At 56.3% G+C, this 22,427-nt stretch carries 24 protein-coding genes and 3 tRNA genes; 13 read left to right on the forward strand and 14 right to left on the reverse strand.

The window, feature by feature from the left end:
• The first annotated feature begins 115 nt into the window (after positions 1-115).
• Positions 116-1,111, forward strand: a complete 996-nt coding sequence (locus VMS83_RS10425; protein WP_325412520.1) for a malate dehydrogenase — start codon at positions 116-118, stop codon at positions 1,109-1,111.
• Between the two features lie 64 nt (positions 1,112-1,175).
• Here the strand turns inward: VMS83_RS10425 and VMS83_RS10430 are convergent, their stop codons facing one another.
• From VMS83_RS10430 to VMS83_RS10440, 3 genes are read right to left on the reverse strand one after another with little or no spacing between them, the layout of a single operon-like run.
• Positions 1,176-1,433 carry an elongation factor 1-beta gene (locus VMS83_RS10430; protein WP_325412522.1) on the reverse strand — a complete coding sequence of 86 codons (258 nt, stop codon included), beginning with the start codon at positions 1,431-1,433 and terminating at the stop codon, positions 1,176-1,178.
• 3 nt (positions 1,434-1,436) lie between these two features.
• On the reverse strand, positions 1,437-1,598 hold the full coding sequence (locus VMS83_RS10435) for a zinc finger domain-containing protein (protein ID WP_292425735.1): 162 nt from the start codon (positions 1,596-1,598) through the stop codon (positions 1,437-1,439).
• 49 nt (positions 1,599-1,647) lie between these two features.
• Positions 1,648-2,178, reverse strand: a complete 531-nt coding sequence (locus VMS83_RS10440) for a uridylate kinase (protein WP_325412526.1) — start codon at positions 2,176-2,178, stop codon at positions 1,648-1,650.
• Between the two features lie 140 nt (positions 2,179-2,318).
• Here VMS83_RS10440 and VMS83_RS10445 point away from each other — a divergent pair, with 140 nt between their 5' ends.
• Positions 2,319-3,989: a phospholipase D-like domain-containing protein gene (locus VMS83_RS10445; protein WP_325412528.1), complete on the forward strand. Its 1,671-nt coding sequence runs from the start codon at positions 2,319-2,321 to the stop codon at positions 3,987-3,989.
• 102 nt (positions 3,990-4,091) lie between these two features.
• On the opposite strand, the gene VMS83_RS10450 is transcribed toward VMS83_RS10445, so the two are convergent.
• Together VMS83_RS10450 and VMS83_RS10455 are read right to left on the reverse strand one after the other, a co-directional pair.
• Entirely contained in the window at positions 4,092-4,400 is a 309-nt protein-coding gene (locus VMS83_RS10450) for a transcriptional regulator (protein ID WP_325412530.1), read from the reverse strand.
• Positions 4,397-4,642 (reverse strand): helix-turn-helix domain-containing protein, encoded by a 246-nt coding sequence (locus VMS83_RS10455; protein WP_325412531.1) that lies wholly within the window; start codon positions 4,640-4,642, stop codon positions 4,397-4,399. The genes VMS83_RS10450 and VMS83_RS10455 overlap by 4 nt, the downstream gene beginning before the upstream one ends.
• Positions 4,643-4,712: 70 nt before the next feature.
• On the opposite strand from VMS83_RS10455, the gene VMS83_RS10460 reads away from it, so the two are divergent.
• Entirely contained in the window at positions 4,713-5,078 is a 366-nt protein-coding gene (locus VMS83_RS10460; RefSeq protein WP_325412533.1) for a hypothetical protein, read from the forward strand.
• A gap of 33 nt (positions 5,079-5,111) precedes the next feature.
• On the opposite strand, the gene VMS83_RS10465 is transcribed toward VMS83_RS10460, so the two are convergent.
• From VMS83_RS10465 to nadX, 3 genes are all read right to left on the reverse strand, one after another.
• The gene (locus tag VMS83_RS10465) at positions 5,112-5,672 is read right to left on the reverse strand and encodes a HEAT repeat domain-containing protein (protein ID WP_325412534.1); all 561 of its coding nucleotides are present in this window, start codon (positions 5,670-5,672) and stop codon (positions 5,112-5,114) included.
• Positions 5,673-5,771: 99 nt separating this feature from the next.
• The gene (gene nadC / locus VMS83_RS10470; protein WP_325412536.1) at positions 5,772-6,605 is read right to left on the reverse strand and encodes a carboxylating nicotinate-nucleotide diphosphorylase; all 834 of its coding nucleotides are present in this window, start codon (positions 6,603-6,605) and stop codon (positions 5,772-5,774) included.
• Between the two features lie 18 nt (positions 6,606-6,623).
• Positions 6,624-7,382, reverse strand: a complete 759-nt coding sequence (gene nadX / locus VMS83_RS10475; RefSeq protein WP_325412538.1) for an aspartate dehydrogenase — start codon at positions 7,380-7,382, stop codon at positions 6,624-6,626.
• 101 nt (positions 7,383-7,483) lie between these two features.
• On the opposite strand from nadX, the gene VMS83_RS10480 reads away from it, so the two are divergent.
• Both VMS83_RS10480 and VMS83_RS10485 read left to right on the forward strand, forming a co-directional pair.
• Entirely contained in the window at positions 7,484-8,755 is a 1,272-nt protein-coding gene (locus tag VMS83_RS10480) for a MiaB/RimO family radical SAM methylthiotransferase (RefSeq protein ID WP_325412539.1), read from the forward strand.
• 90 nt (positions 8,756-8,845) lie between these two features.
• A complete protein-coding gene (locus VMS83_RS10485) occupies positions 8,846-9,382 on the forward strand; it encodes a hypothetical protein (RefSeq protein WP_325412541.1) in 537 nt (178 codons plus the stop codon).
• 85 nt (positions 9,383-9,467) lie between these two features.
• On the opposite strand, the gene VMS83_RS10490 is transcribed toward VMS83_RS10485, so the two are convergent.
• Positions 9,468-9,541 (reverse strand) — tRNA-Ile (locus VMS83_RS10490).
• Between the two features lie 129 nt (positions 9,542-9,670).
• On the opposite strand from VMS83_RS10490, the gene iorA reads away from it, so the two are divergent.
• Genes iorA through VMS83_RS10505 form a run of 3 tightly spaced genes read left to right on the forward strand, consistent with a single transcriptional unit; the run spans position 9,671 to position 12,743 of the window.
• The gene (gene iorA, locus VMS83_RS10495) at positions 9,671-11,443 is read left to right on the forward strand and encodes an indolepyruvate ferredoxin oxidoreductase subunit alpha (protein WP_325412543.1); all 1,773 of its coding nucleotides are present in this window, start codon (positions 9,671-9,673) and stop codon (positions 11,441-11,443) included.
• A complete protein-coding gene (locus VMS83_RS10500; protein WP_325412545.1) occupies positions 11,440-12,024 on the forward strand; it encodes an indolepyruvate oxidoreductase subunit beta in 585 nt (194 codons plus the stop codon). The genes iorA and VMS83_RS10500 overlap by 4 nt, the downstream gene beginning before the upstream one ends.
• Positions 12,024-12,743 (forward strand): site-specific DNA-methyltransferase, encoded by a 720-nt coding sequence (locus VMS83_RS10505; protein ID WP_325412547.1) that lies wholly within the window; start codon positions 12,024-12,026, stop codon positions 12,741-12,743. Before VMS83_RS10500 ends, VMS83_RS10505 begins: the two co-directional genes overlap by 1 nt.
• Positions 12,744-13,109: 366 nt before the next feature.
• On the opposite strand, the gene VMS83_RS10510 is transcribed toward VMS83_RS10505, so the two are convergent.
• The 3 genes from VMS83_RS10510 to VMS83_RS10520 form a co-directional block, all read right to left on the reverse strand.
• Positions 13,110-13,193, reverse strand: a tRNA-Ser gene (locus VMS83_RS10510).
• A 41-nt stretch (positions 13,194-13,234) separates the two neighbouring features.
• On the reverse strand, positions 13,235-14,203 hold the full coding sequence (locus VMS83_RS10515) for an RNA-guided pseudouridylation complex pseudouridine synthase subunit Cbf5 (RefSeq protein WP_325412549.1): 969 nt from the start codon (positions 14,201-14,203) through the stop codon (positions 13,235-13,237).
• Positions 14,200-14,892, reverse strand: coding sequence for a uroporphyrinogen-III synthase (locus tag VMS83_RS10520; protein ID WP_325412551.1), 693 nt, complete (start codon positions 14,890-14,892; stop codon positions 14,200-14,202). Before VMS83_RS10520 ends, VMS83_RS10515 begins: the two co-directional genes overlap by 4 nt.
• Before the next feature lie 79 nt (positions 14,893-14,971).
• On the opposite strand from VMS83_RS10520, the gene VMS83_RS10525 reads away from it, so the two are divergent.
• From VMS83_RS10525 to VMS83_RS10540, 4 genes are all read left to right on the forward strand, one after another.
• Positions 14,972-16,186 carry a tripartite tricarboxylate transporter permease gene (locus VMS83_RS10525; protein ID WP_325412553.1) on the forward strand — a complete coding sequence of 405 codons (1,215 nt, stop codon included), beginning with the start codon at positions 14,972-14,974 and terminating at the stop codon, positions 16,184-16,186.
• 74 nt (positions 16,187-16,260) lie between these two features.
• Positions 16,261-17,148 (forward strand): NOP5/NOP56 family protein, encoded by an 888-nt coding sequence (locus VMS83_RS10530; protein WP_325412555.1) that lies wholly within the window; start codon positions 16,261-16,263, stop codon positions 17,146-17,148.
• Positions 17,145-17,744: a fibrillarin-like rRNA/tRNA 2'-O-methyltransferase gene (locus VMS83_RS10535; RefSeq protein WP_325412557.1), complete on the forward strand. Its 600-nt coding sequence runs from the start codon at positions 17,145-17,147 to the stop codon at positions 17,742-17,744. The genes VMS83_RS10530 and VMS83_RS10535 overlap by 4 nt, the downstream gene beginning before the upstream one ends.
• A gap of 27 nt (positions 17,745-17,771) precedes the next feature.
• Positions 17,772-18,491 (forward strand): DUF1614 domain-containing protein, encoded by a 720-nt coding sequence (locus VMS83_RS10540; RefSeq protein WP_325412558.1) that lies wholly within the window; start codon positions 17,772-17,774, stop codon positions 18,489-18,491.
• Positions 18,492-18,650: 159 nt separating this feature from the next.
• On the opposite strand, the gene VMS83_RS10545 is transcribed toward VMS83_RS10540, so the two are convergent.
• Together VMS83_RS10545 and VMS83_RS10550 are read right to left on the reverse strand one after the other, a co-directional pair.
• A tRNA-Gln gene (locus VMS83_RS10545) sits at positions 18,651-18,723 on the reverse strand.
• Between the two features lie 70 nt (positions 18,724-18,793).
• Positions 18,794-19,519 carry a thymidylate synthase gene (locus VMS83_RS10550; protein ID WP_325412560.1) on the reverse strand — a complete coding sequence of 242 codons (726 nt, stop codon included), beginning with the start codon at positions 19,517-19,519 and terminating at the stop codon, positions 18,794-18,796.
• Between the two features lie 500 nt (positions 19,520-20,019).
• On the opposite strand from VMS83_RS10550, the gene VMS83_RS10555 reads away from it, so the two are divergent.
• The coding region (locus VMS83_RS10555; RefSeq protein ID WP_325412562.1) for an MEMAR_RS02690 family S-layer glycoprotein at positions 20,020-22,427 on the forward strand (2,408 nt) is incomplete at its 3' end.

The following is a 22,427-nucleotide window of genomic DNA, read 5'->3' on the forward strand; positions in this document are numbered from 1 at the left end:
GCAGACTTACCGCAGACATCCGGCGCCCATGGGGTAACGGGGCGGAGGATGGGTACTTTGGTGAAAGGAGCAACGTACAGTCGACCGATGACACGTCCCCGCTTCTCGTGATACCATGTCCAAAGTCACCATTATCGGTGCCACCGGCAATGTCGGCACGTTTGCCGCTTACGCAGTTTCTGTCGATCCCCATGTCCATGAGATCCTGCTGTACGGCCGCGAAGGGCGTGAGGCTTTTTTAAAGGGGCTTGCCCAGGATTTTGCCGATTCTTTTGCGGCACGGGGGACTAATATCAGGGTCACCTGGACCACCAACCTCAAGGACGTAGCCGGATCGGATATCGTCGTCATTACTGCCGGCACTCCCCGCGGACCGGGGCAGAACCGTCTTGATCTCGCGCTCGGGAATGCACGAATTATTGCCCCGATGGCAAAGACGATCGGTACCATTGCACCGGATACCAAGATCATCATGGTGACCAATCCTGTCGATGTGATGACCTGTGTTGCCCTGAAATATTCGGGCCTGAAACCCAACCAGGTCTTTGGCCTTGGCACACACCTTGATTCGATGCGACTCAAAGCCCTCATTGCAAGTTACTTCAAAGTGCACGTCAGCGAGGTCCATACCCGCATTATCGGAGAACATGGGGACAGCATGGTGCCGCTCTGGTCAGCGACCACGATCGGCGGAATCAAGATCTCCAACCTGCCGGCATTTGCACACCTGCCGGTGCAGGACTTTATCCAGTCCGTGAAGTCGAGCGGTGAGCAGATCATCAAGAACAAAGGCTCAACAGTCTATGGTCCCGGCGAAGCAATAGCAACGCTGGTCAAGACCGTCCTTGGCGATGAAAACCGGATCCTGACAGTATCCGCGTACGTGAAGAGCGAGGTCCACGGCATCGGTGGGGTCTGTATCGGTGTCCCGGCCCGGATCAACAGGAACGGTGCGTTCCCCGTAACGATCAGGATCGATGAATCCGAGGTAATTGCCTACCGGGAATCGGTCGAGAAAATCCGTGCAACCATCCACCAGATCGTCGGAGAACTGGAAAATGACAAGGAGATCGGGCCTGCGCCGAAACGGCAGAAAAAATCCCGCGTGTAATCGTTCTTTTTAAACAGTTTGAGGATGAGGAAAAACAGGAACAGGGATAAGAAAAATCCCGGTCTCAGGTAAGCGTTACTTCTATAATTTCTGCCCGCTCAACACCGGGGATTGCATTCAGCTTCCCCTCGAGGGCATCCGTTTCGCCACCGGCATCATTCACGATCGCGGCAAGCTTGATTGCCTTGAGACCAAAGCCGATCGGCTCTTCCTTGATATCCTGGATGCCGGGCAGGCTTTCTTTGAGTGCCTTTTTGAGTTTCTCGAGGTCAACATCCGGGGATTCCGGCATAACCCTGAGGATAACGGCAACGCTTCCCATGCCTTACGGTCCCCCGAATCCGCATTTCGGGCAGACGTAGGGAATACTCTGCTCCCTGCACCGGTAGCACCGGGTGATCTCGACGCCGCACGCAGGGCACGCAAACACGGTTGAGCCCTCTTCTGCAAGCGGAGCGCTGCAGGATGTACACTTTTTATCTGACATAATATCCGCTTCCTTGCTATGGATTCCTATAGTATCTCTTTTAGTACCTTTAAAAGGTTGTACAAATGCCGGTACTGCGGACCCGCTCCCCTCGCAGCCATTGTTCCACCCGTACCGTATCGGCACCGTTGAGGATAAAGGTCGGAATCCGGTGTTCGAGCACGTAGGGGATGAATAAGGGATCAACCACATCGGTAGCCACGGGCTTTTCTATCTGTGCCACCAGTCTTCCGGCATCGGTTATGCCATCCACGGATTTGAGGAGGAGAAGATTGCCGCCAAGCCTTCCAGCGATCCATGCCGCGATGGTATCCGAGGTTACCTCCCAGGAATGGGGCAGGGGGTCGAACCTGCGTAACGCGCAGTAAGGGAGAAGAATTTGCGGGTTTTTTGGTCGTGCAATTCTTGTCGTGGTTTTTACTCCCTGTGCTGCAAGCATCCAGCCGTACTGGTCCATGGCTGCACAGGCCATCCAGTGGGCTGCATCGCCATCGGCTCCCGATTGCCGGACGATGTCGGCAAAAATTCCGCCTCCCGGGACAATCAGCAGGGGCCTGTGGGCAGACAGGAGAACCGGCATGATATCTGCACAACGGGATGCAAGACTTCCTCCCACTTTTACAACAGTAAATGGGGGAGGGTTTTCACTCTGCAAAATGTACGCCTGCAATTACATCTCCCAACCATTATATGCCCTGACTATTAAAAAGGGAAAACATTGTGTCTTTTCCCCGCCTGCTTGCTGCACTCCTGCTCCTCTGCATCTGTATCCTGTCCTGCGGTGCCGTGCAGATCATCGAATTCTGCCCGGATCCCTATCTTGCCGATGACGCCGATGAGTACATCGTCCTGTCAGGCCACGGGTCGCTTGACGATGTCGCCATCTCCGATAACCACGGTGGTTTCCGGTTTCCTCACGGGACCCTTATTGAGGGGACCCTCACGATAGCACGAAACGGCCCCGCCTTTGAAAAGACGCACGGGAAGTATCCGGATTTTGAATGGCAGGATAATTCACCTGATGTCCCTGATGTTGTCTCCGGGACACACCTGCGGCTTGCCAACACAGGCGATGAACTGCGGGTCTACGAGAACACCCGGCTGGTGCAGAAGATAACCTGGCCCGGGGATGTGACTCCCCGGCAGGGGCAGGTGCATTTTCTCGAAAACGGTACCTGGGATCCGCGGCCGCTCATGCTCGGACAGTCGCGCCTGACCCGTGCGAGCTTTGAGAATGTTACGATTACCGCATTTGTCTCACCTGACAACTCTCTTGAGGTGTTTTCCGGAGTGGTTGCATCAGCAGAGCACCGGGTGCTGGTGAATGTCTACGAACTTACCGGTACATCCATCACTGGCACACTCATTGACGCCAAGAAGCGCGGGGTGGACGTGGAGATTCTTGTCGAAGGTGGACCGGTAGGGGGGATCCCACTTCCGGAAAAATCCGCGATCTTCACTCTGAACCAGAGCGGTGTTCCGGTATTTGCCATGACTGCGCCGGAAGGAGGGCACGCGCCATACCGGTATGATCATGCGAAGTATGTGGTCATCGACGACCGGGAGGTGCTGGTGACCAGCGAAAATTTCGGGCACAGCGGCTTTCCGGTTGCAGGGGAGACCGGAAACCGGGGCTGGGGAGTCGTGATGGAAGATCCCCGTCTTGCAGCCTATTTTAAGGACCTGTACCAGACCGATACATCAGGTTCAGCTATTACACCGGTGTATGGGACGGCCGGACCCGGAGAAAACTCCACCATCGTTTCGCGGCAGGTGGTTTTTGAACCTGCAAGGTTTACCGGGGCACGGGTGACGCCGGTCATCGCCCCGGATACCAGCGCCGGGATCACGGATCTCCTTGATTCTGCACAGGAAAGCATCGAAATTCAGCAGGCCTACATCACCAACGAATCAAAGACCCGCCTGAATCCCTACCTTGCGACGGCGATCAATGCATCACGGCGCGGGGTGAACGTGAGGGTCCTCCTCGACTCCTATTGGTATAACACGGCGGATGAAGCCGACAATGACGAGATGGTGGCTCTCATCAACCGGCTCGCGGCCGCCGAACACCTGCCGCTGGAGGCACGCTGTGCGGATCTTGAAGCGACCGGTCTTGAGAAGATCCATAACAAGGGGGTTATTGTCGATGACCGGGCAGTGCTCGTAAGCAGCATCAACTGGAACACAAACTCCCCCGGTTTCAACCGGGAAGCCGGTGTTATCATTGAACAGCCGGAAGTGGCCGGATATTTCCGCACCGTTTTCGATGCGGACTGGAGTCCTGCGGTGCGTTCACCCCACCCTCCGACGGATTACCTGAAAATTGCCGGTGTCGCTACGGTAATCGGCCTGCTCCTGCTCCTCTATTACCACCGGCATCTCCGGTAATGAGGGATTTAATCGGAAGAGGAATGCCCGGGCTCGCCGAAAAAACCTGCGAAAACAAGAACCACAGCCAGAACCGGCGATGTGGCGGGTTTCTGGTGACTGTCAGAATTTTTTTAGTGCGCACTGGCACACGTCACAGAGATTGATATCGCTCTCTCCGGTAATCACGGCGAGCGCCCAGCGATCGATCATCGCATCGAGTTCGGATGACAGTTCAACAGCCCCGTACCCTCTCTTTCTGCTCATGTACTGGGAAACCGCGGCACGGGTGACACCAAGTCTTTTTGCTGCATCGCTCTGGCTGAGGCCCTGGTTGTTAACGAGCCGGAACACCATCTCCGCTCTCATGGGAGGTAGGAGGTTCCGTACCATGCTGTCGCAGTGCATGAGCGTGCAGGTGTGCTTGGTCATACGAGTGCAGGCTGGGATTCCGGGGACATTACCTGTCTGTTCTGATAGATAATCTGCCGTGCATCACGGAAGTTAAACTTCTCGATGATGAGATGGCGCTCCTTGAGCTTCTTTAAGGCATACCTCACGGTACGCGGGGCAAGTCTGCTCTTCTCGACCAGATCTTTGTGGGTCATGGCACCCCCGCTGTCCAGTATCGCAAGGACCGTCCGCGAGGAGGGTGGTAAGGTTTGCTGATACATGGTTGTAATGTTAACAGTGTTAACATATCAATCTGTCGGTAATTTATAACCCCGGTTACAACCATCAGGTATGTTTGGGCGCCAGGAACGGGTGGCGATCATCTTGTTGATCGCGGTCGCTGTCGCGGTCATCGTTGCCCATGTCGTGCTTGTCCAGATTGGGAAAGGGCCGTTTGCATCGGTTTATAGCGACCAGTCCGCGGACGGAACGCTGGTCAGTCTCTCGGGAAACATCGACCAGGTAACGGCCCTTTCTAACGGCGGCCATCTCATGCTCTCCGTCAATAATGTCACTGTTTTTATCCCTGCTGCAGTTGCCGGCGACCGGGCCTTTGCCCGGGGGACTCCCGTTTCACTCTACGGGACGGTCCAGACTTACCGGGGAAAAAAAGAGATACTGGTCAGCTCAGCTGATGATATTGTTGAGAGATCGTGAGTGTGCATCAGGTCTCAGCCAATGAGACACTTGCTACTGGGCGGTCCCCGCAGGTACTGTTTGTGCCTTTGCAAGAGCATCAAGCGCCTGTTGTGCTGCGGTGCGGACCCCGTCATCAGGATCCTTGAGTGCGCTGGTAAGTGCCGGTGCCGCACGATCGTCACCGATCTCACCCAATGCCCCTGCTGCCGCTTTCCTGACCCCGCGCTTCGGATCGGACAGCAGAAGTATCAGCGGTTCAACGGCACGCCTGTCACGGAGCTTCCCCAGCCCCCAGGCAGCGCCGGTACGGAGCCACTTCTCCTCTGATTTCAGAAGCCCGAGAAGAGGATCGACTGCCCGGGGATCACCAATCATCCCGAGGGATTTGGCCGCGAGCCACGCGACATCCACGTACGGATCCTTCAATGCCTCGATCAACGGCCCGACCGCTGCGGGGTCCCTCTCTTCTCCAAGCGCTTCTGCCGCATGCCAGCGAAAATGGAGATACGGGCTTTTGAGCATGCGGATATATTCCTGCACCCGCAGACTTTTGGTCTCGATGAGGTCGTTTTTCCTTTCAGGTGCCGGTGCAGGATCCCCGGGCGTCTCCATCTCCGCTCTCCTCAGGCCCACCGTACGCTATAAAGGATGATTAACATTGTGACTGGGCCGGGGATAATAAAGAAGAGTAAACCCGGTAGTCTGCGGTGATTATTCGGAAAGGATCTCAAGCGTTACCGAGAAGTTCCTGACCGTGTGGGTGAGTGCCCCGAGACTGATCAGGTCAGCGCCTGTCCGTGCGTACTCCCGGATCGTCTCTGCGGTAATACCTCCCGAGAGCTCGATGGTAATACGGTCCCGGAGGCCGGCTGCTTTGATCTCGGCGATGGTTTTCCGGACTTCTTCGGGTGACATGTTATCGAGAAGCAGGATATCGGCGCCTGACCGGGCGGCGGCAAGGGCGCCCTGTGCGCTTTCCACCTCGATCTCGATCTTCCGGTAAGCGCTGCCTGCCTTCGCACGCTCAATCGCATCGCTGACAGAAACAAGAACCAGGTGATTATCCTTGATGAGCACGCCATCGCTCAGTCCCGTTCTGTGGGGATCCCCCCCGCCCAACGTGATTGCCTTTTTATCAAGTAAGCGCAGGCCCGGGCTGGTCTTCCGTGTCCCTGCAACACGGCAACGGGGATTTTCTGTCCTCACCAGCTCGGCCATGGCCCGTGTCTGCGTGGCAATCCCGCTCATCCTGCCGATGATGTTGAGTGCGGTGCGCTCCACGAGCAGGATCTTCTTCGCCGGGCCCGAGAGTGACAGCAGAACTTCTCCCTCCTTCACGATCGTACCATCACGGGTATCCTCCCGCACTTCAACGCCGAAATGGGAAAAGAGCGTTCCCGCTTCTTCAAGACCTGCCGCAATGCCATCCTGCTCTGCCCGGATTATTGCCCGGCAGACCACGTTGGGAATAATGGCATCCGAGGTCAAATCTCCCGATGGGGCATCTTCATCAATAAATTTGAGCAGATATTCCAGCGATACCATAGCGGATTCCTGATCTTTTCACGTCCCGATGATCAGCGGGCTGTCGAGGTTTTTCAGGAGCGAAAGGATGGAGAGGGCCGCAAGGTAACTGGTTGCCGGGTTCTCAGGGCTGGGCACATTGGTTACCCGTATGTAGGTCTCCCCAAAATCACCCTCGATAAAAAGCTCATGAACATTCTTTTCCGCCGCCGGATCTACCCAGAGCTCCACATCAGCATCCTTGCCGGCGGCAAGGCCCATGGCGACTGAAACATTCACATTCTTGGGGTACGACTTGATGCACTCATGTGCCTTACCCGAAAAGATCCGCTGGCGGGCCGGAGCGGTGAGGCCAAGCGACTGCGGGCTCTTGGTGGTCTTCAGGAGCAGTTTTGAGATCGGGGAGATCTGTCCGATCTTTAAGTTATCCAGACCGAAAATCGCCCCGCTCGGGACATAGATCTTTGTGCCGGTCTGCTGTGCAGTTGCCACAAGCTCATCCCTGAATTCCTGATCGGTGAGCGCACCTACGCTCATGATTACGAGGTTCTTACGGTGCAGGAGAACATTCTTTGCATGTGCCCGTGCTGCACTTACCGATGCTGCTTCAACAACGATCCCGATATCTGCCTCAAGAAATCCGGTAAAATCAGCGTAGGCCTTCCCTTTGCAGAGGCCTGCAATTTCCTGCGCCCTTTCGGGAATGGTGTCATAGACTGCCGGGATCAAAAATCCCTCTGCATGGCGGGCGATGATATGCCCGATATTACCGCAGCCCAGCAGCCCGATTCGTAACATGGTAAACAGATTATGGGTATCATGGATTAATGGTTATCCTCCCCGGAATCCCCTGAAAAACGACTTTTAACTGCCTCCAGCCCAATTATCCTGAGAATCATATGGATGGGGAACGATCCGGGGAAGCCGGCAATCCAGCCGATCTGTTCACCGGGCTTGCACACAAAAAGGTCTATATCGAAACGTACGGGTGCCGCTACAACTTTGGGGATACGGCCAATCTGGTTGCCGTGCTCGAACGGTATGGAAGCACCTGTGTCTCTACGCCCGAAGAAGCAGACGCGGTAGTCATCAACACCTGTACTGTCGTTGGCCCCACCGAGCGGCGCATGCTCCGGCGCCTCGCAGCCCTGCGGGAGAAACCACTTTTTGTCACCGGTTGCATGCCCATTGTCCAGCGTGAGGCGATCCTCGCCGTTTGTTCGCCGGTCATTATTCCCCCGGAAGCAATCCGCGAGGCCTCCCGATCCATAAGGACGATCGGTAAGGAGAGTGTAGGGATCGTCCAGATAGCGCAGGGGTGCCTTGGGCGGTGCACGTACTGCCTCACCCGTATGGCACGGGGACCGCTGAAGAGTTTTCCGGAGCAGGAGATCCGGGAAAAGATCAGGACATATGCTGAATCCGGCGTGTACGAGATCCAGCTGACCGCGCAGGACACCAGCGCGTGGGGCCGGGATACAGGGCACCGCCTGCCGGATCTCCTCTCTGACCTCTGTACCATCCCGGGCCACTACAGGCTCCGGGTTGGGATGATGAACCCTGCAACCGCCTACTGTATTCTTGACGACCTGATCGATGCCTTTGCCAGCGATCGGCTCTTCCGGTTCGTTCACCTGCCCGTCCAGTCGGGATCCGACCATATCCTCCAACAGATGGGGCGGGACTACACGATCAGGGAGTTTGAGGAGATCGTCTCCGCTTTCCGCCGGCGATATCCGGATATCTCCCTTGCAACCGATCTCATCGTAGGGTTTCCCGGGGAAACAGAAGAGGACTTCTCCCGTTCCCTTGCCCTGATTGGACGGATCCGGCCCGCAAAGGTCAATGTCACCCGTTATTCGTCGCGACCGTTCACCGGACCCTTTGAAGAGAAGGACTTTCCGGATGCAGTAAAAAAAGACCGGTCCCGGACCCTGAACGCATATGCAGAGGAACAGTACCGCGCGCTCAACAGTCCTTTTCTGGGGATGAGCCTGTCCTGCGTCGTCACCGAGAAACTCCGACCCGGCTCAGTCATGGCCCGGACCGCTACATACCAGGGAATCGTCATCGGTAAGGACCTGCCGGTCGGGACTGTTGCTGAGGTCTGTCTCAAAAAGGACCGGATATATTTCTTTATGGGGGATCTCATCTCTGCCGCTCCCCCATAAGTGCGGATATGAGAGTGAGACGAGTGATTTTATAGCCGAAACAGAAACTATTCTTGTTTTATGCCGGATGGCAGGTAAAGGTGTTACGCTATGGATGAGATCGAGGCCGGATTCAAGAAAATGACTGATATGATTGAGGAGATGAAGAAGACCGAGAGTAAGTTATCCGAAGAAATCCGGAGCCACGACGCGGAACTCCTCAAGCGCATGACCGTTCTGGCAAAGCCGGTGGTCAAGGAGGTGGGCCTCAACCTGCTCAAGATCGGAAAGCAGGATACCAAAGGCGAGCTCTATGATCCCAATTACTATAACGAGAAAATGATCATTCTGGGAAAGTCCGAACCGGCCGCGTTCCGCCCTGATGATCCCACCAAGCAGATCACTGACCAGTTCTGCGTCCTTTCCGAGCGGGGCAGGCTTTACGAGCTGATGTACAGCAACGACGGGTTCCTCACGGACTCATTCCTTAACCCGATCGAACCGAAAACTGCCATCGAGCGGTACGGGTACGATGTCCTGTTCATGCTGTACCAGGGTATGCACGATTACCTGAAATCAGAGCAGGAACTTGTTGCGGCGCTCGAGAAAGTGATCGGTCTGGTGTTTGCGTCCAAACCCCGGGCCTGACACCCTTCTTTTTTGGGAACTTTTTCTGAAATTCCGGGACGGTATCAGCTGCGGAGCAGGAAAGAAATCAATTAAAAACAGGGAATGGGCCCGATGCGATTCGAACGCATGACCTCCCGGTTATCAGCCGGGCGCACCACCGGGCTATGCTACGGGCCCAAAAGGATTGCCTGAAATTTACCTTATTAGTTATCCCACCAGAGTTTTTATAGGTTGTGAATCACCGGTTGACAGGATAATGCTATAGGGCACCATGCCAAAATTACGTACCTGAACGGATCTGGGATCATGGAACGACTCTATCTCCTCGGAAATGAAGCAATTGCCCATGCCTGCGTTGAATCGGGCATCGGTTTTGTGAGCGGATACCCCGGCACCCCGTCATCGGAAGTGATCGATGTCCTTCGTACACAGAAAGACCCGTCTTTTTATGTGGAATGGTCGGTGAACGAGAAAGTTGCCCTGGAAAACGCCCTCGCTGCCGCATGGTGCGGCCTGCGGGCGATCTGCACGATGAAACACGTGGGTCTCAACGTTGCTGCCGACCCGCTGATGACAAGCGCCTACACCGGGGTGACCGGCGGCCTTGTGATCCTGAGCGCCGATGACCCGTTCGCGCACAGCTCCCAGAACGAACAGGATACCCGGTGCTATGCGCATTTCGCCCGGCTTCCCTGTCTCGACCCGGCAGGTGTGCAGGAAGCGCACAATATGGTACCCACCGCGTTTGCCCTTTCCGAGGAGTTCGGCCTGCCGGTATTGTTCCGTCCCACCACCCGGATCTGCCATTCCAAAGGTGATGTCTCGCTGGGCGCTGTTGTGCCGAATGCGAGAAAAGGGGAATTCCACAAAGATCCCCGGCAGTATGTCGTGATCCCGGCCCATACTCGGGTCCTGCACAAGAAACTCAACGAGAAGCAGCCGGCGCTTAAAAAACGTCTTGTTGAACTGGGGCTCAATTACTCTGTCATCAGCGGAAAGACCGCCATTATTGCCAGTGGTATCGGGGCATCCTATGTGCAGGAACTCCTGCCCCCCGGTGTCTCGTTTATGAAGATCGGGGCGTACCCTATCGATGAAGCCTGGCTGGGGGAATTTATTCAACGGCACGAGAGGATCCTTGTCATTGAGGAGCTTGCACCGGTGGTCGAAGAGGCGGTCCGGCAGGTCGCCGGCTGCGTGCCGGTCTTTGGGAAGATCAACGGCTATGCGCCGTATGAGGGGGAACTCTCTCCTGCGGTAGTAGCCGGGATCATGGCAAATGCGGGTTTTCTGGAAAAAAGCCCGTTTGCCGCTCCCGAACCCATCCAGAATCTTCCCCTGCGCCCGCCCATCCTCTGCGCCGGTTGCCACCACCGTGCCGCATTTTATGCCGCAAAGAAGGTCTTTGGGCCGACCGCTGTCTATCCCAGCGACATAGGGTGCTACACGCTGGGGCTCCAGCTGGGCGCCGTAGATACCACGATCTGCATGGGCGCTTCGATCACGGTCGGGAGCGGGATCGCGCATTCTGATCTATCGCATGACGTGGTTTGCACGATCGGTGACTCGACCTTTTTGCACACGGGGATCCAGGGGCTGATGAATGCGGTGTACAACGGTGCAAACATGACCGTGATCATCCTCGACAACCGCATCACGGCGATGACCGGCCACCAGCCCAACCCGAACACCGGGGTCACCGCAACCGGCGAGGAGAGTCCTCCGGTCTCTCTTGATGCGATCTGCCGGGCCTGCGGAGTGACATTTGTCGAGACCATCGATCCTTACGATATGACCGGCATGCTCCGGGTGCTCGCGGCCGCAAAGGTGAAAAAGGGTGTCAAGGTGATTATCGCGAAGCAGATGTGCGTGATCGTGGCCCGCCGGGCCGGGGTTAAGCGCTGCCGCTATGCGGTAAACCCGGAGATCTGTACCGGCTGCGGCACCTGCGTGCGGTTCGGGTGCCCGGCGATCGAGTTCGTGGATGAGAAAGCCCGGATCAACGAGTTGTGCAGCGGGTGCGCAGTCTGCGCCAGGCTCTGTCCTGTCGGGGCAATAGCCCTCGAGGTGCGGAAATGAGCGCGAGTTTCGATATCCTGATCGTTGGTATCGGGGGGCAGGGCACGATCCTTGCCTCCAACATCCTTGGAGAGGCGTGCCTTATCGAGGGCCGGCCCGTGAAGGGGGCAGAGACGCATGGCATGGCGCAGCGCGGGGGCTCAGTCGAGACTCACATCCGTATTGATGGACAATACGGTCCGCTGATCGTACCTGGTACAGCCGACCTCCTGATCTCCTTTGACCTGCTCGAGGCGCTCCGGTACTCCCACTATCTCAAGACAGAGGGAAAGATGGTAGTCAACCGGCACATGGTCCTTCCCACATCCGTTTTTACCCAGAAAGGGCCGGTGCCGACAGAAGACGAGATCATTGCACAGCTTTCCCGCTTTAAGCCCTGCATGATCGATGCCGACAGAATTGCCACGGACGCAGGCAGTATCCTTGCCCAGAACGTGGTAATCCTTGGTGCGGCCTCATGGTCGATGCCCCTGAAATCCGAATCCCTGCTTGCTGCAGTAAAAAAACTGGTCCCGCCAAAGACTCTTGAGACAAATGTCCGGGCGTTCGAGATGGGGCGGGCAGCTGGCAGGGCAGATTGATGGGATCCCTTGGCGCCTTTAAGCCTGACACGATATACGAAGGAGATGCCCGTGCACTCATGGAGCAGCTCCCGAAGGGATCTGTCGATCTCATCGTAACCGATCCCCCTTTTGCTATTGATTTTACCGCACAGAGGCTCAACTACAACCGGACCGCGGGGAACGTCATTGAAGGTTACCAGGAGATCCCGGCGGCAGAGTATGGCAGATTTACCCGCCAGTGGATGGCACAGGCAGCCCGGGTGCTCTCTCCCTCCGGCAGTATGTATGTTTTCTCCGGCTGGAACCGGCTCCGCGATATTCTCGAGGGCATCGATGGGGCAGGTCTGGTTACGATCAACCATCTGATCTGGAAGTACCAGTTCGGGGTGTTTACCAAAAACAAGTTTGTCACCAGCCACTACCATATCCTCTTCGTGGTAAAGGACAGGAAGCATTACACCTTCAACAAGCTCGACCACTACCCCGAAGACGTCTGGGTGATCAACCGGGAGTACTGGAAGGGAAAGAAGAAGACCCCGACCAAACTCCCCAAGGAGCTAGTGCAGAAGATCATCCGGTATTCAAGCAATCCCGGTGATCTGGTTCTCGATCCATTCCTCGGTTCGGGCACGGTTGCGGTTGTGGCCCGCAACGAAGGCCGGCACTTCCTTGGCTTTGAGGTAGTCCCGGAATATGTTTCGTTTGCCCATGATGCCCTGCGGGCGGGCTGGACCTGATCTCCGGGGGTTCGCCTTTTTCGGAGCGCGGGGGGATGGGGATCCCCTCCACATATACAGGCCCCCCTTATCCCCCCCCCACATGTGCTCCCGGGATCTTGGGGGGAGTACCCCTCTGCAGTTTTCGGGATCCCCTGGTGATTTTGGGAGGATTTCTGACGACGCTGTAGTTTCCTGAAAAAGAAAATCGGTGGGGGGGAGGGGGGTGGTATCTGATCCGCATGGGGGGTGGGTACCCCCCACCCCCTCCTCCCGGTACTGAATAAAGGGCCCCCGTGCCGGGAAGGAAAGGGTGAGAGTGGTCCTCTTGGCTGGTGCCAGAATTCAATAACGGAATACCTGCAGGGAACAGAGAAAACAGCGGTACGCTGAGGGGGAGATTTGAACTCCCGAGGCACTTTCGCACCACAGGCTTTCCAGGCCTGCGCCCTACCGCTAGACTACCTCAGCAAAAAGTGTATCTCATGTATTTGCCGGGTATTTTTTTAATGCTATCCTTTGGCCTGGGCTGAACCGGCCGGTTCCGGCCTGCTGTGTTTCTTCCAGCCCCGGGGATACGTGCCCGGCGCCATGAAAACCGTGGTCATGGCAACAAGCAGGCCGGGTGTCCCGGGTTTCCATGAGGCAGAAGAGGCAAGCGCTTTACCAAGACCGATAAATTCCCGTTTTTGCGAGAGGACCGTGACGATCTGGTCTTTCCTGAATTCATCGCAATGGATCACCCCGACACCCGCGAGGGCTGCCCCGTGGCAGAGCGCATCAATGGCAGTGTCGCGCACAGTAACGGCAGGGAGATCAGGTACAGCGGCATTGACCGAGATCACCATGGTATCCAGTGCGGTTCGATCCCCGTCCGCTGCGTCACAGCAGGCATCCTGCAGCGCGTGGAGCGTGTGCATGCACTTCTCGTCAAAGGCCCCGGACCGGGTGCGGCGTAATTCCTGCATATGCGCCCCGGTACCAAGTGCGAGGCCCATGTGGTGGCAGAGCGAGCGGATATAGGTACCCGCATCACACTCCACCCTGAAAAGCACCAGCCGTCCCTGCACATCGAGGATCTCCAGTTTTTTAATGGTACGGATGCGTAACAGGCGCTTGACTGCACTCTTCCGGGGCGGGCGCTGGTAGATCCGGCCGGAAAATTCTGCTGTTACCGCATCGATGCGCTGGCGATCAACCTCTTTGTGCAGCCTCATGAGGCAGACATACTCCTTATCGTGCTTCAAGAGCAACGGCGCAAGGCGCACGGCGTTGCCGAGCATGACAAGGAGGATGCCCGAGACCTGGGGGTCGAGCGTGCCGGCGTGGCCAACCGGGCAGCCGAGCATCTTTCCCACCCACGCGGCCACCTGATGGCTTGACGGCCCTCTGGGTTTGTCGATTACGATAATACCTGCTCCATGCCGGAGCGGGACAGCAGGCACTCTCCCCGCACCCCCGCATTCCTGTGCTGCGGTCATCGTATGATCCGTGTCCTCCCGCAGTAATTGTTCAATGCCATAAGAGTGCCTTCCAGTGAACCGTCTCCTACAATCGTTGGTACTGTTCCTCCGCACATCATTGCTCCCGCAGTGACTTCCCCAATGGCCATCACCAGCAGGCCGGGACGGGGCGTCCAGACGGCCTTCGTGTATGACATGGCGCTCGTAAAGAGAACGGCCTCGGCCCGGCACAGGTCGAGCGGTTCATTGGTGGGCGCAAGCCGGTAACAGCGGAACTCCCGCGGGATCCCCCCGGCTTTTATGATCGCGTTGATAAGGGGGGCATTCGGGACATCGGCCCGGGGGAGGCCGATTGTTTTTCCCCGGATCCACTCCCCGAGATACGGGACAAAGTCACGGGAATAGTACCCGGGAAGGGTTTCGCAGGAGATGCCGCATTGCCCCAGCTCCCGTGCCGTTTCGGGTCCGATTGCGATGACCCGTGGAGTGTTTTTGAGCAGCGGGGCCAGGATCTTTGCCGGCAGCGCACTCGTAAAGAAGATGCAGTCAAACTCCCTGCGGTCAACAGCTCCGGCAAATGCCGAAACAACCTCCTCCTGGACCTCAGACTGGAGCGGGTGAACACTATAGCATGTGTGCCCGAATGCTGCGCAGCGGGCCTTATCCCGGCCCTCTTTTCCTGCAAGACGGGTGACTGCGATCTTCATTACGGATTCATCCTCCCGGAATGATAAGAGGGTATGCATTTCGGTTGATTTATGTCCATTCTCTTGTACCTTCTGGATAATGATCGAGATCGTGGTCGGGACTCTGCTTGGTGTCCTTCTTGGTGCAATCAGCGGGCTGATACCGGGTGTGCATGTAAATACACTCGCAGGTATCCTGCTTGGAGCACAAGTACTCCTTCTCGATCTGCTCGGGCCTCTTGCCCTTGCCGGGACGCTCTTTGCCGCCCTGATCACCCATACGTTTGTCGAATGTATCCCGGCTACGTTCCTTGGAATCCCAGATGCCGATACCTCGCTTGCGGTTCTCCCGGCGCATGCTCTCTGTATTGAAGGAAACGGGGAGGAGGCTGTCCGCATTGCTGCACTGGGGAGCGCATGCGCCATCATTCTTGCCGTCCCTCTCTCCCTTCTCTGTTTCCTGTTTCTCCCTGCACTCCAGCCATACTTTGACTGGGGTATTGGCATTATGATCGTGGCTGTTATCGGGTACATGATGGTGATGAGCGAATCGCCCGGATGGGCTTTTGCGATCTTTTCCCTCTCCGGCCTGCTGGGCGTTTTTACTCTCCGGTATGCGTTCCTGAGCTGGCATACCCTCGGGGGAGAGACTGCCATACTTATGCCGCTCCTGACCGGTCTCTTTGGGATCTCGGTCCTGCTCGTTGCGGCACAGGGATCTTTACCGGCACAGCATTTCCTTGGCCTCCGGGTGGAGACCGGAACCATTGTGAAGAGCTCTGTCCTGGGAACCCTGGCAGGGATCGCGGTTGGCTGGCTTCCCGGGCTCTCGACCGCAACTGCCAATGGTGCGCTGGCTTCGGTGATCGGGTACGAGAAAGACCGCAGGGCGTACATCCTTGCGACGAGTGCGGCAAACACAGCCAATGCATTCATCGGTCTTGCCGCGCTCTTTGCGCTCTCACGGATGAGAAATGGGGTCATGGTTGCCCTTGCAGAATTGCCCCTGCCGCCCATGAGCGAGCTGATGGTTGTGGGGGTTCTTGCGGCCTGCCTTGCCTATGTGATCACAATATGGCTCTCCCGTTCCGCAGGGTGGCTCAACAATATTAACGGCAGGTGGCTCAATCGCGCCGTGATCCTGTTTGTGGTGGCGCTCTGTATCATTCTCACCGGTCCTTTTGGGATCTGTATCCTTGCCCTTGCCACAATTCTCGGGTTTGTCCCGCATCTCGTGAATGTTTCGCGCGTCTACTGCATGGGGGCAATCATGGTCCCGGTGATCCTGTACTCTTTTGATGTTGCGGGGCTCTGATTGCGGAGGGAGCGAACCCTGTTTGCTGTTTTTAAGCGACTCTTTTTTTTAGCCGGCGCCCCTTAGTCTGTATCATGCAGTCCTGCTGGTTTGGCGATGTGGATAAGGGAACATGCAGCCCGTTCACCGGTGATGCCGCTGCGTATGCCCGCCGCGTTCGCGAGATCCGGGCCAGCACGGATGTCATTGTACCGGTTGACTGGCATCAGGCAGTGGCCTGCGGGGTCTGCCATGACCGGGCAGAGTATCTTGCCCTGCTCCAGAAGGTCTGTATCGCGGGATCGGAACAGACCGTAAAGGATCAGTATGCGTCAAAAGATGTGGAACTGCTCCAGATGGTACGGACGCTGGACGAGATGGACACGGTCATCAACCTCCTTTCTGAAAGAGTGGCGGACTGGTACCAGATCCGGCATCCTGCTTTCTCACGTAAGTACCGCAGGACACCGGCAAATGTCCTGGTCAGATCCGTCAGTGAACGAAGCAGGGAGAGTAGGGGAGGAGGAGCGCTCGGGAAGGTTGCCACCGGCATCACCAGCTTGGCTGACACCCGGACTGCCCTTGCAAAGGAGGTGTCTGCCCGTGCATGCGAGGTGATGCCCAACACCAGCGCGCTCATCGGGGGTCTGGTCGCGGCACGACTCCTCTCCCAGGCGGGGGGCTTAAAGGAACTTTCCCGCCTGCCCGCAAGCGCGATCCAGGTACTTGGGGCCAGGACTGCGCTTTTTGCGCATATCCGGACAAAGGCCCCCGCACCCAAGCATGGAATTATCTTCCAGCACCGTCGGGTGCATAACGCTCCCCGCGAGGTGAGAGGAAAAGTCTCCCGCGTGCTTGCGGGAAAACTGGCGATTGCTGCCCGGCTGGACTATTATCGGGGGTGTTTGGATCCCGCCTTTATCGAGGATGCCCAGGCACGCATTGATCGAACGGGAGCCGGCCCGGAGGATGATCAAGTATGATCCTTATCGGAGATGTCCTGGTCTCAAAAGGAGAGGGCGGTGTCTATGGTGAGCGTATGCTGGACGGGTACCGGGTCTGGGACCCGTTCCGGAGCAAATTTGCCGCACTGTACCGTGTAGGAACCACCATTGATCTGACCTCGGATATGAAGGTTCTCTACCTCGGCGCAGCAAACGGGACCACGGTCTCCCATGTTGCCGATTACGTGGAGGTTGTGTATGCCGTGGAGTTTGCACCGCGCCCGATGCAGGATCTGCTCGAAGTGGCGCGCCGGCGCAAAACTGTCATGCCGATCATGGCGGATGCCTCCCGCCCGGAGCAGTATGCACCGCTCGTTGAATCCGTGGATCTCCTCTATCAGGACGTTGCCCAGCCCGATCAGGCAGCGATCGCCCTTGCGAACTGTGCATTCCTCAAGCCCGGCGGACACCTTATCCTCATGCTCAAGACCCGGAGCGTGGATATCCGTAAGGAACCGGAAGAAGTCTTCCGGGATACACTCGATATCCTCATCTCCGCCGGGATCACAGTAAGTACGAGCACCTGGCTTGCCCCCTACCACCAGGACCATGCGGCCATTGTGTGCACCAGATAGCGCTTACCTGTGTCCGGAAAAAATACCATGCCAGACAACATCCGAGTTTATTCAGCCGGTCCCCTGACCCTTATCGCCCTGCTCGCAATCATCGGGCTCATTGTCATCATTGTACCGCTCCTCTTCCTCGGTCTTGCCGGGAAAGCAATTACCGGTCTGGTCGGGCTCTCGTGGCTTACCGCCACAGCGCTCGTCATCCTGATTCTGCTCTGCAGCTTTGTCGACATCCCCGTCTGGAAGATCCGGCGGGAGACCATCAGGATGCCTCATACCGGGCAGTTCCCCGAAGCCTTCACCCCCGGCGAAAATGGTGGGTTGTGGGAGACGACCATTGCGGTGAACGTGGGCGGGGCGGTCCTTCCCCTCATACTGTCAGCCTACCTTCTGGACCGGGCTGCGCCGGTGATTAGCGGAGAGATGATGTACCTCCGGATCACTGCCGGGATTCTGTTGGTCGCTGCTATGGCCTACGCGACGACCCGTCCCGTAGTCGGGGTAGGAATTCGGGCCCCGCTCTTTATTCCCGGCCTTGCGGCGCTCCTCTGTGGTATTCTTCTTGCCGGGGGACCCGGGCTTTCTGCGGGAGTTATCGCGTTTGTCAGTGTGACGATTGGAACTCTGCTCGGCGCCAATATTGCACATCTTCCCCACGTTGGTGAGCTTGAAGTGCCACGGATCAGTATTGGTGGTGCCGGGACCTTTGGTGCGATCTTTATCGGATGCCTTCTGTCTGCACTGATTGCATAAAACAGTCTCATCCTGCAATGAATCGGATCATGAAAACTCACAACGAAATACGTTTCTACATTTTTGTTTGACTCCGAATTGCCTGATTATCCCGTGGGATAAACCTGCAGCATGCATTACAAAATTGCATAACGGCGAAAGAATCAGGAACAAAAAGAGTAGCCCGGAGCAGATTCGAACTGCTGTCGCGAGATCCAGAGTCTCGCATGATTGACCGCTACACTACCGGGCTATGTTGCCTCATTCTTTTTGAGGCTGGAGCCTAATTAAGGTGACGGCTTTCGCTTCCGGGGACCGGTATTTTACCCGCTCTTTGATCGACTGCAGCGCCCGCATGCCCGGCAGACTTCCTGCACCGGTTGGATATATTTTCCTTTTCCGCAGAATGGTTCGATATCGTGCATATCCCGGAGATAATAGATGTGAGGAACGAGGGATATGTGGGTATATGTGCCGCACTGCACGCCAAGGCGGTCCGCGATGGATTTCTGGAGCTGGACAAGCGCATACATGTTCGCCCCGGCTGCGGTGAGCATATCGTTGCTCCGGAAGATCACCCGCATGGCCAGCTTCCCGTAGCGGAGTACGCACTGAACGAGCTGTAGGCAGGGACAGTCATCAAGATTCTCATCGATGACTGGGTTCCATGTGATAGCAATGGCCCGCCGGCTCACCGGGGACTGCCGGAGTTTGCTTGCAATGTATTCGATCTGGTCAACATGCACAGGAACACTGTCAACGGAAAGCCGTTCTCCCCAGTCAAAGAGCCTGCCGTGGTAATCGTATTCAAATGAAGCGTGGGATCCATGGAGAAGGTCGGTTGCGTACTGTTCAACAAATTTATGCTGGAACCGGGAGTGGGGACTCACAAGCGGCCCGGTAAGCGGAGTATCGATCTGCAGGGCCACCTCCTCGAATTCTACCGTGGCCTCATCATCTTCAGTCTGGAGAACCCGGCCTTTTTCCAGGATCATTTTAACGACCTGTTCGTGTGCGTACCCGATCGACGGGGCCCGGATAACTCTCATGAAACAGAGGTTGGCGCCAGGATCATATATGTGTTGCAATACGCTCCGTGGTGGCAGTCGTTTCGTGTTCGGATTGGATGGAGGGCGAATAAGGGATTGAGTTGTACCTATATTGTAGTGTACATATAATGTAATTATTTACGCCTTGCAGCCATTGGTACTATAATAGTACTGCATAAGTAAATGACCTCAAGATATTAGTGGTATAGACATGCGCGAAATACCCTGTGGCTATAAAATGGCCGGAACAAGGGGCGGGGAATGCATGTTGCATCCGGGACGCTAGAAAAACTATAGATTAGCGGTAAAATGAAGAAAGCGCTTATTTTCTGCCCCGGAATGGGGGATACTTCCAACCACAAAGGATATATTGGCTCTTTTACAAATATTCCTCCATATTCCGTTTAAACGGAGTATGGGGCTCGTAGAATCGTTATTCGGCAAATGTCGAAACGGTTCTCCGGCTTGAAATGTATGATGTAACCTTTGGAGGAAATTGAATGACTAAGCGATTAACGATTGCACTTATTGCACTCGTGGCACTGGTGCTTGTTGCAGTACTGCCGGTATCGGCAACGTACTACGATGTCAACAACACTGTCATTGCCCCTGGCGCAGTAGTGTATATTGGAGAACAGCAGTTGAACCTGTCGACAACCGCGATGACCACGGCTCTCGGCACTGACGACGCCATCGGCTGGTGGGCATCCGCAGCGGATCTCAGTACAACCAACCCGACGGTTTCTTATCCCCTGAACACCCTTAACCTGAACTCACTCTATGTCTCACCCGCTGCCTTCGGGAACTACCCGGGCAACTGGTATGGTGTCACAGGTGGTGCATGGGATACCAAGCCGGCAATCTTCAATGCCTACGACCCGACCCTCTCTATCGATGTCTGGGACCTCAACACTGGCACGACCGTAACCAGCGGTACCGTGATCCAGGGTGACTACCTCGCGTTCCGTATCAACACGAACCTGCAGGCAGCACTCGACCCGACCAAGCGTGAATCGGATCAGTTCACGGCCAACGTCAACACCACGGGTAACGTTGATATCAAGGTGAAGAGTGCATCCGGAAACACGTACACCGCACTGTACTCCAACACCACTGACCTGACTACCAAGTCCATTACCCAGCAGAATGTAACCCTCCCGCTATGGTTCTGGGGTACCTCTAACGGCGGAGTTCCCGCTGCAGGTAACTATGCACCCAACTGGTCGACCGGTGCAGTCGATGCAACCGGACAGAATGCCTACCCGGCCGGTGTCTACACGGTTATCGCGGAGTCCCGGCTTAACGGCATGAAGGACAACTACCTGAACGGTGGCGCAACCTACACCGGCAAGACGGTCAGCCAGCCCGCAACCGTTACCATCGCGTCCAACACGGTCTCGATCTCAGCGAACGTCGACTCTGTTGTCCGCAGCAAGCCGTTCTCGGTCACCATCACCGGCAAGCCGAACGCGGTTTACCACCTGTGGGTAAAGGGCACCAGCTCAATGGATGGCACCTATGACAACCAGCCGCCCATCATTACCCCGAACCAGGCAGGTATCATGCAGGACCCGGCAATTACCACTAGTACCAAGTTTGTGCCTGTAGATACTGGGAATCCGTTCTCGAACAACGGTGCATACGTGTACCAGAATGGTGTCGCGATCTACACCGATGTAGCTAGCGGCAGCTCTGTTTCAGGTACTTCAGCTGCTCTCGGCAATGGTACCTATGAGTATGCCAACGTAACTCTCGACCAGACCGGTACAAGAACTGTCCAGTGGACTACAACCAACTGGACCAAGGCCCAGCAGTACACCATCCGTGTCGAGCAGAACTTCGGCAGTGCAACCGGCTACAAGTACGATGAGGTAAAGGTACAGGTTCAGAAGGGCGCAGTCACCATCGTGGCCGCCGGCTCCCAGAGCTACTACCTCGGCGAAGAGGTCCAGTTCTCCGGTACCAACACCGAGTCGCAGACCACCTACCTGTTCATCACCGGTCCCAACCTGCCTACGCAGGGTACTCCCATTGGGTTAACCAACGACCCGAGGAACTACCAATACACCACTGCATCTGCACTGGGTGTAATCAATGGTATCCCCGCCACATTCCAGAACGTTGCTGTCAATGGCGACAACACCTGGTCCTGGAACTGGGGAACCGCAGACGTTGCGCTTGACGCAGGAACCTACACGGTCTATGCAGTCAGCCAGGCTAACGATGCAAACAACCTGAACAACGCAGCTTACGGCACGGTTTCCATCATCATCAAGAAGCCGTTCGTCAGTGCAACTGCCTCTCAGTCCACCGTTGCCCAGGGTGACCCGGTCTACGTCACCGGTACCGCAGAGGGCCAGCCCTCGCTCGGTGTTGCAATCTGGATCCTCGGCAAGAACAAGTACATCTACGCGACCGAAGCAGTGAACTCTGACTCCTCGTTCTCGTACGAAGTCAAGGGCGCAACCACATCTGACCTGTATGCAGGCCAGTACTTCATCGTCGTCCAGCACCCGATGCAGAACGGTGTATTCGATGTTCACCCGGTTCAGTATACAGTTGGTACCACCACCTACACCATCGTCAACACTACCGTCCCGCAGGGTGCAGTTGGATCCGAGACGGAAGACTTCGCGCTCAGCGGCCCTGGCAGCTTACAGGGATCCGATGCAGCAGAAGCACTGGTAACGGCCATCAACAGCCCGAATGTTGATGATACCTACACCAAGCTCCAGCTCCTTGTTGAGACCCCGGTTATCACCGTTACCCCGGTTGGCGACAGGCACGTCGGTGACAAGTTCACCATCACGGCAACCACCAACCTCGCAGTCGGTGACAACATCCTCTTCACGGTCTACTCATCATCATTCCAGCCGACTGACAAGACCCAGAGCGGCCAGTTCAGCGG

The sequence above is a fragment of the Methanoregula sp. genome (assembly GCF_035543475.1).
GTDB lineage: Archaea > Halobacteriota > Methanomicrobia > Methanomicrobiales > Methanospirillaceae > Methanoregula.

Bases quoted from the DNA above. Each gene is read 5' to 3' on its own strand.
- VMS83_RS10500 (WP_325412545.1), top strand. From the start codon at position 11,440: ATGAGCGCGAGTTTCGATATCCTGATCGTTGGTATCGGGGGGCAGGGC.
- VMS83_RS10550 (WP_325412560.1), bottom strand. From the start codon at position 19,519: ATGAGAGTTATCCGGGCCCCGTCGATCGGGTACGCACACGAACAGGTC.
- VMS83_RS10530 (WP_325412555.1), top strand. From the start codon at position 16,261: ATGCAGTCCTGCTGGTTTGGCGATGTGGATAAGGGAACATGCAGCCCG.
- iorA (WP_325412543.1), top strand. From the start codon at position 9,671: ATGGAACGACTCTATCTCCTCGGAAATGAAGCAATTGCCCATGCCTGC.
- VMS83_RS10505 (WP_325412547.1), top strand. From the start codon at position 12,024: ATGGGATCCCTTGGCGCCTTTAAGCCTGACACGATATACGAAGGAGAT.
- nadX (WP_325412538.1), bottom strand. From the start codon at position 7,382: ATGTTACGAATCGGGCTGCTGGGCTGCGGTAATATCGGGCATATCATC.
- VMS83_RS10525 (WP_325412553.1), top strand. From the start codon at position 14,972: ATGATCGAGATCGTGGTCGGGACTCTGCTTGGTGTCCTTCTTGGTGCA.
- VMS83_RS10515 (WP_325412549.1), bottom strand. From the start codon at position 14,203: ATGACCGCAGCACAGGAATGCGGGGGTGCGGGGAGAGTGCCTGCTGTC.
- VMS83_RS10540 (WP_325412558.1), top strand. From the start codon at position 17,772: ATGCCAGACAACATCCGAGTTTATTCAGCCGGTCCCCTGACCCTTATC.
- VMS83_RS10485 (WP_325412541.1), top strand. From the start codon at position 8,846: ATGGATGAGATCGAGGCCGGATTCAAGAAAATGACTGATATGATTGAG.
- VMS83_RS10535 (WP_325412557.1), top strand. From the start codon at position 17,145: ATGATCCTTATCGGAGATGTCCTGGTCTCAAAAGGAGAGGGCGGTGTC.
- VMS83_RS10455 (WP_325412531.1), bottom strand. From the start codon at position 4,642: ATGTATCAGCAAACCTTACCACCCTCCTCGCGGACGGTCCTTGCGATA.
- VMS83_RS10465 (WP_325412534.1), bottom strand. From the start codon at position 5,672: ATGGAGACGCCCGGGGATCCTGCACCGGCACCTGAAAGGAAAAACGAC.
- VMS83_RS10480 (WP_325412539.1), top strand. From the start codon at position 7,484: ATGGATGGGGAACGATCCGGGGAAGCCGGCAATCCAGCCGATCTGTTC.
- VMS83_RS10435 (WP_292425735.1), bottom strand. From the start codon at position 1,598: ATGTCAGATAAAAAGTGTACATCCTGCAGCGCTCCGCTTGCAGAAGAG.
- VMS83_RS10450 (WP_325412530.1), bottom strand. From the start codon at position 4,400: ATGACCAAGCACACCTGCACGCTCATGCACTGCGACAGCATGGTACGG.
- nadC (WP_325412536.1), bottom strand. From the start codon at position 6,605: ATGGTATCGCTGGAATATCTGCTCAAATTTATTGATGAAGATGCCCCA.
- VMS83_RS10430 (WP_325412522.1), bottom strand. From the start codon at position 1,433: ATGGGAAGCGTTGCCGTTATCCTCAGGGTTATGCCGGAATCCCCGGAT.
- VMS83_RS10425 (WP_325412520.1), top strand. From the start codon at position 116: ATGTCCAAAGTCACCATTATCGGTGCCACCGGCAATGTCGGCACGTTT.
- VMS83_RS10460 (WP_325412533.1), top strand. From the start codon at position 4,713: ATGTTTGGGCGCCAGGAACGGGTGGCGATCATCTTGTTGATCGCGGTC.
- VMS83_RS10520 (WP_325412551.1), bottom strand. From the start codon at position 14,892: ATGAAGATCGCAGTCACCCGTCTTGCAGGAAAAGAGGGCCGGGATAAG.
- VMS83_RS10440 (WP_325412526.1), bottom strand. From the start codon at position 2,178: ATGCCGGTTCTCCTGTCTGCCCACAGGCCCCTGCTGATTGTCCCGGGA.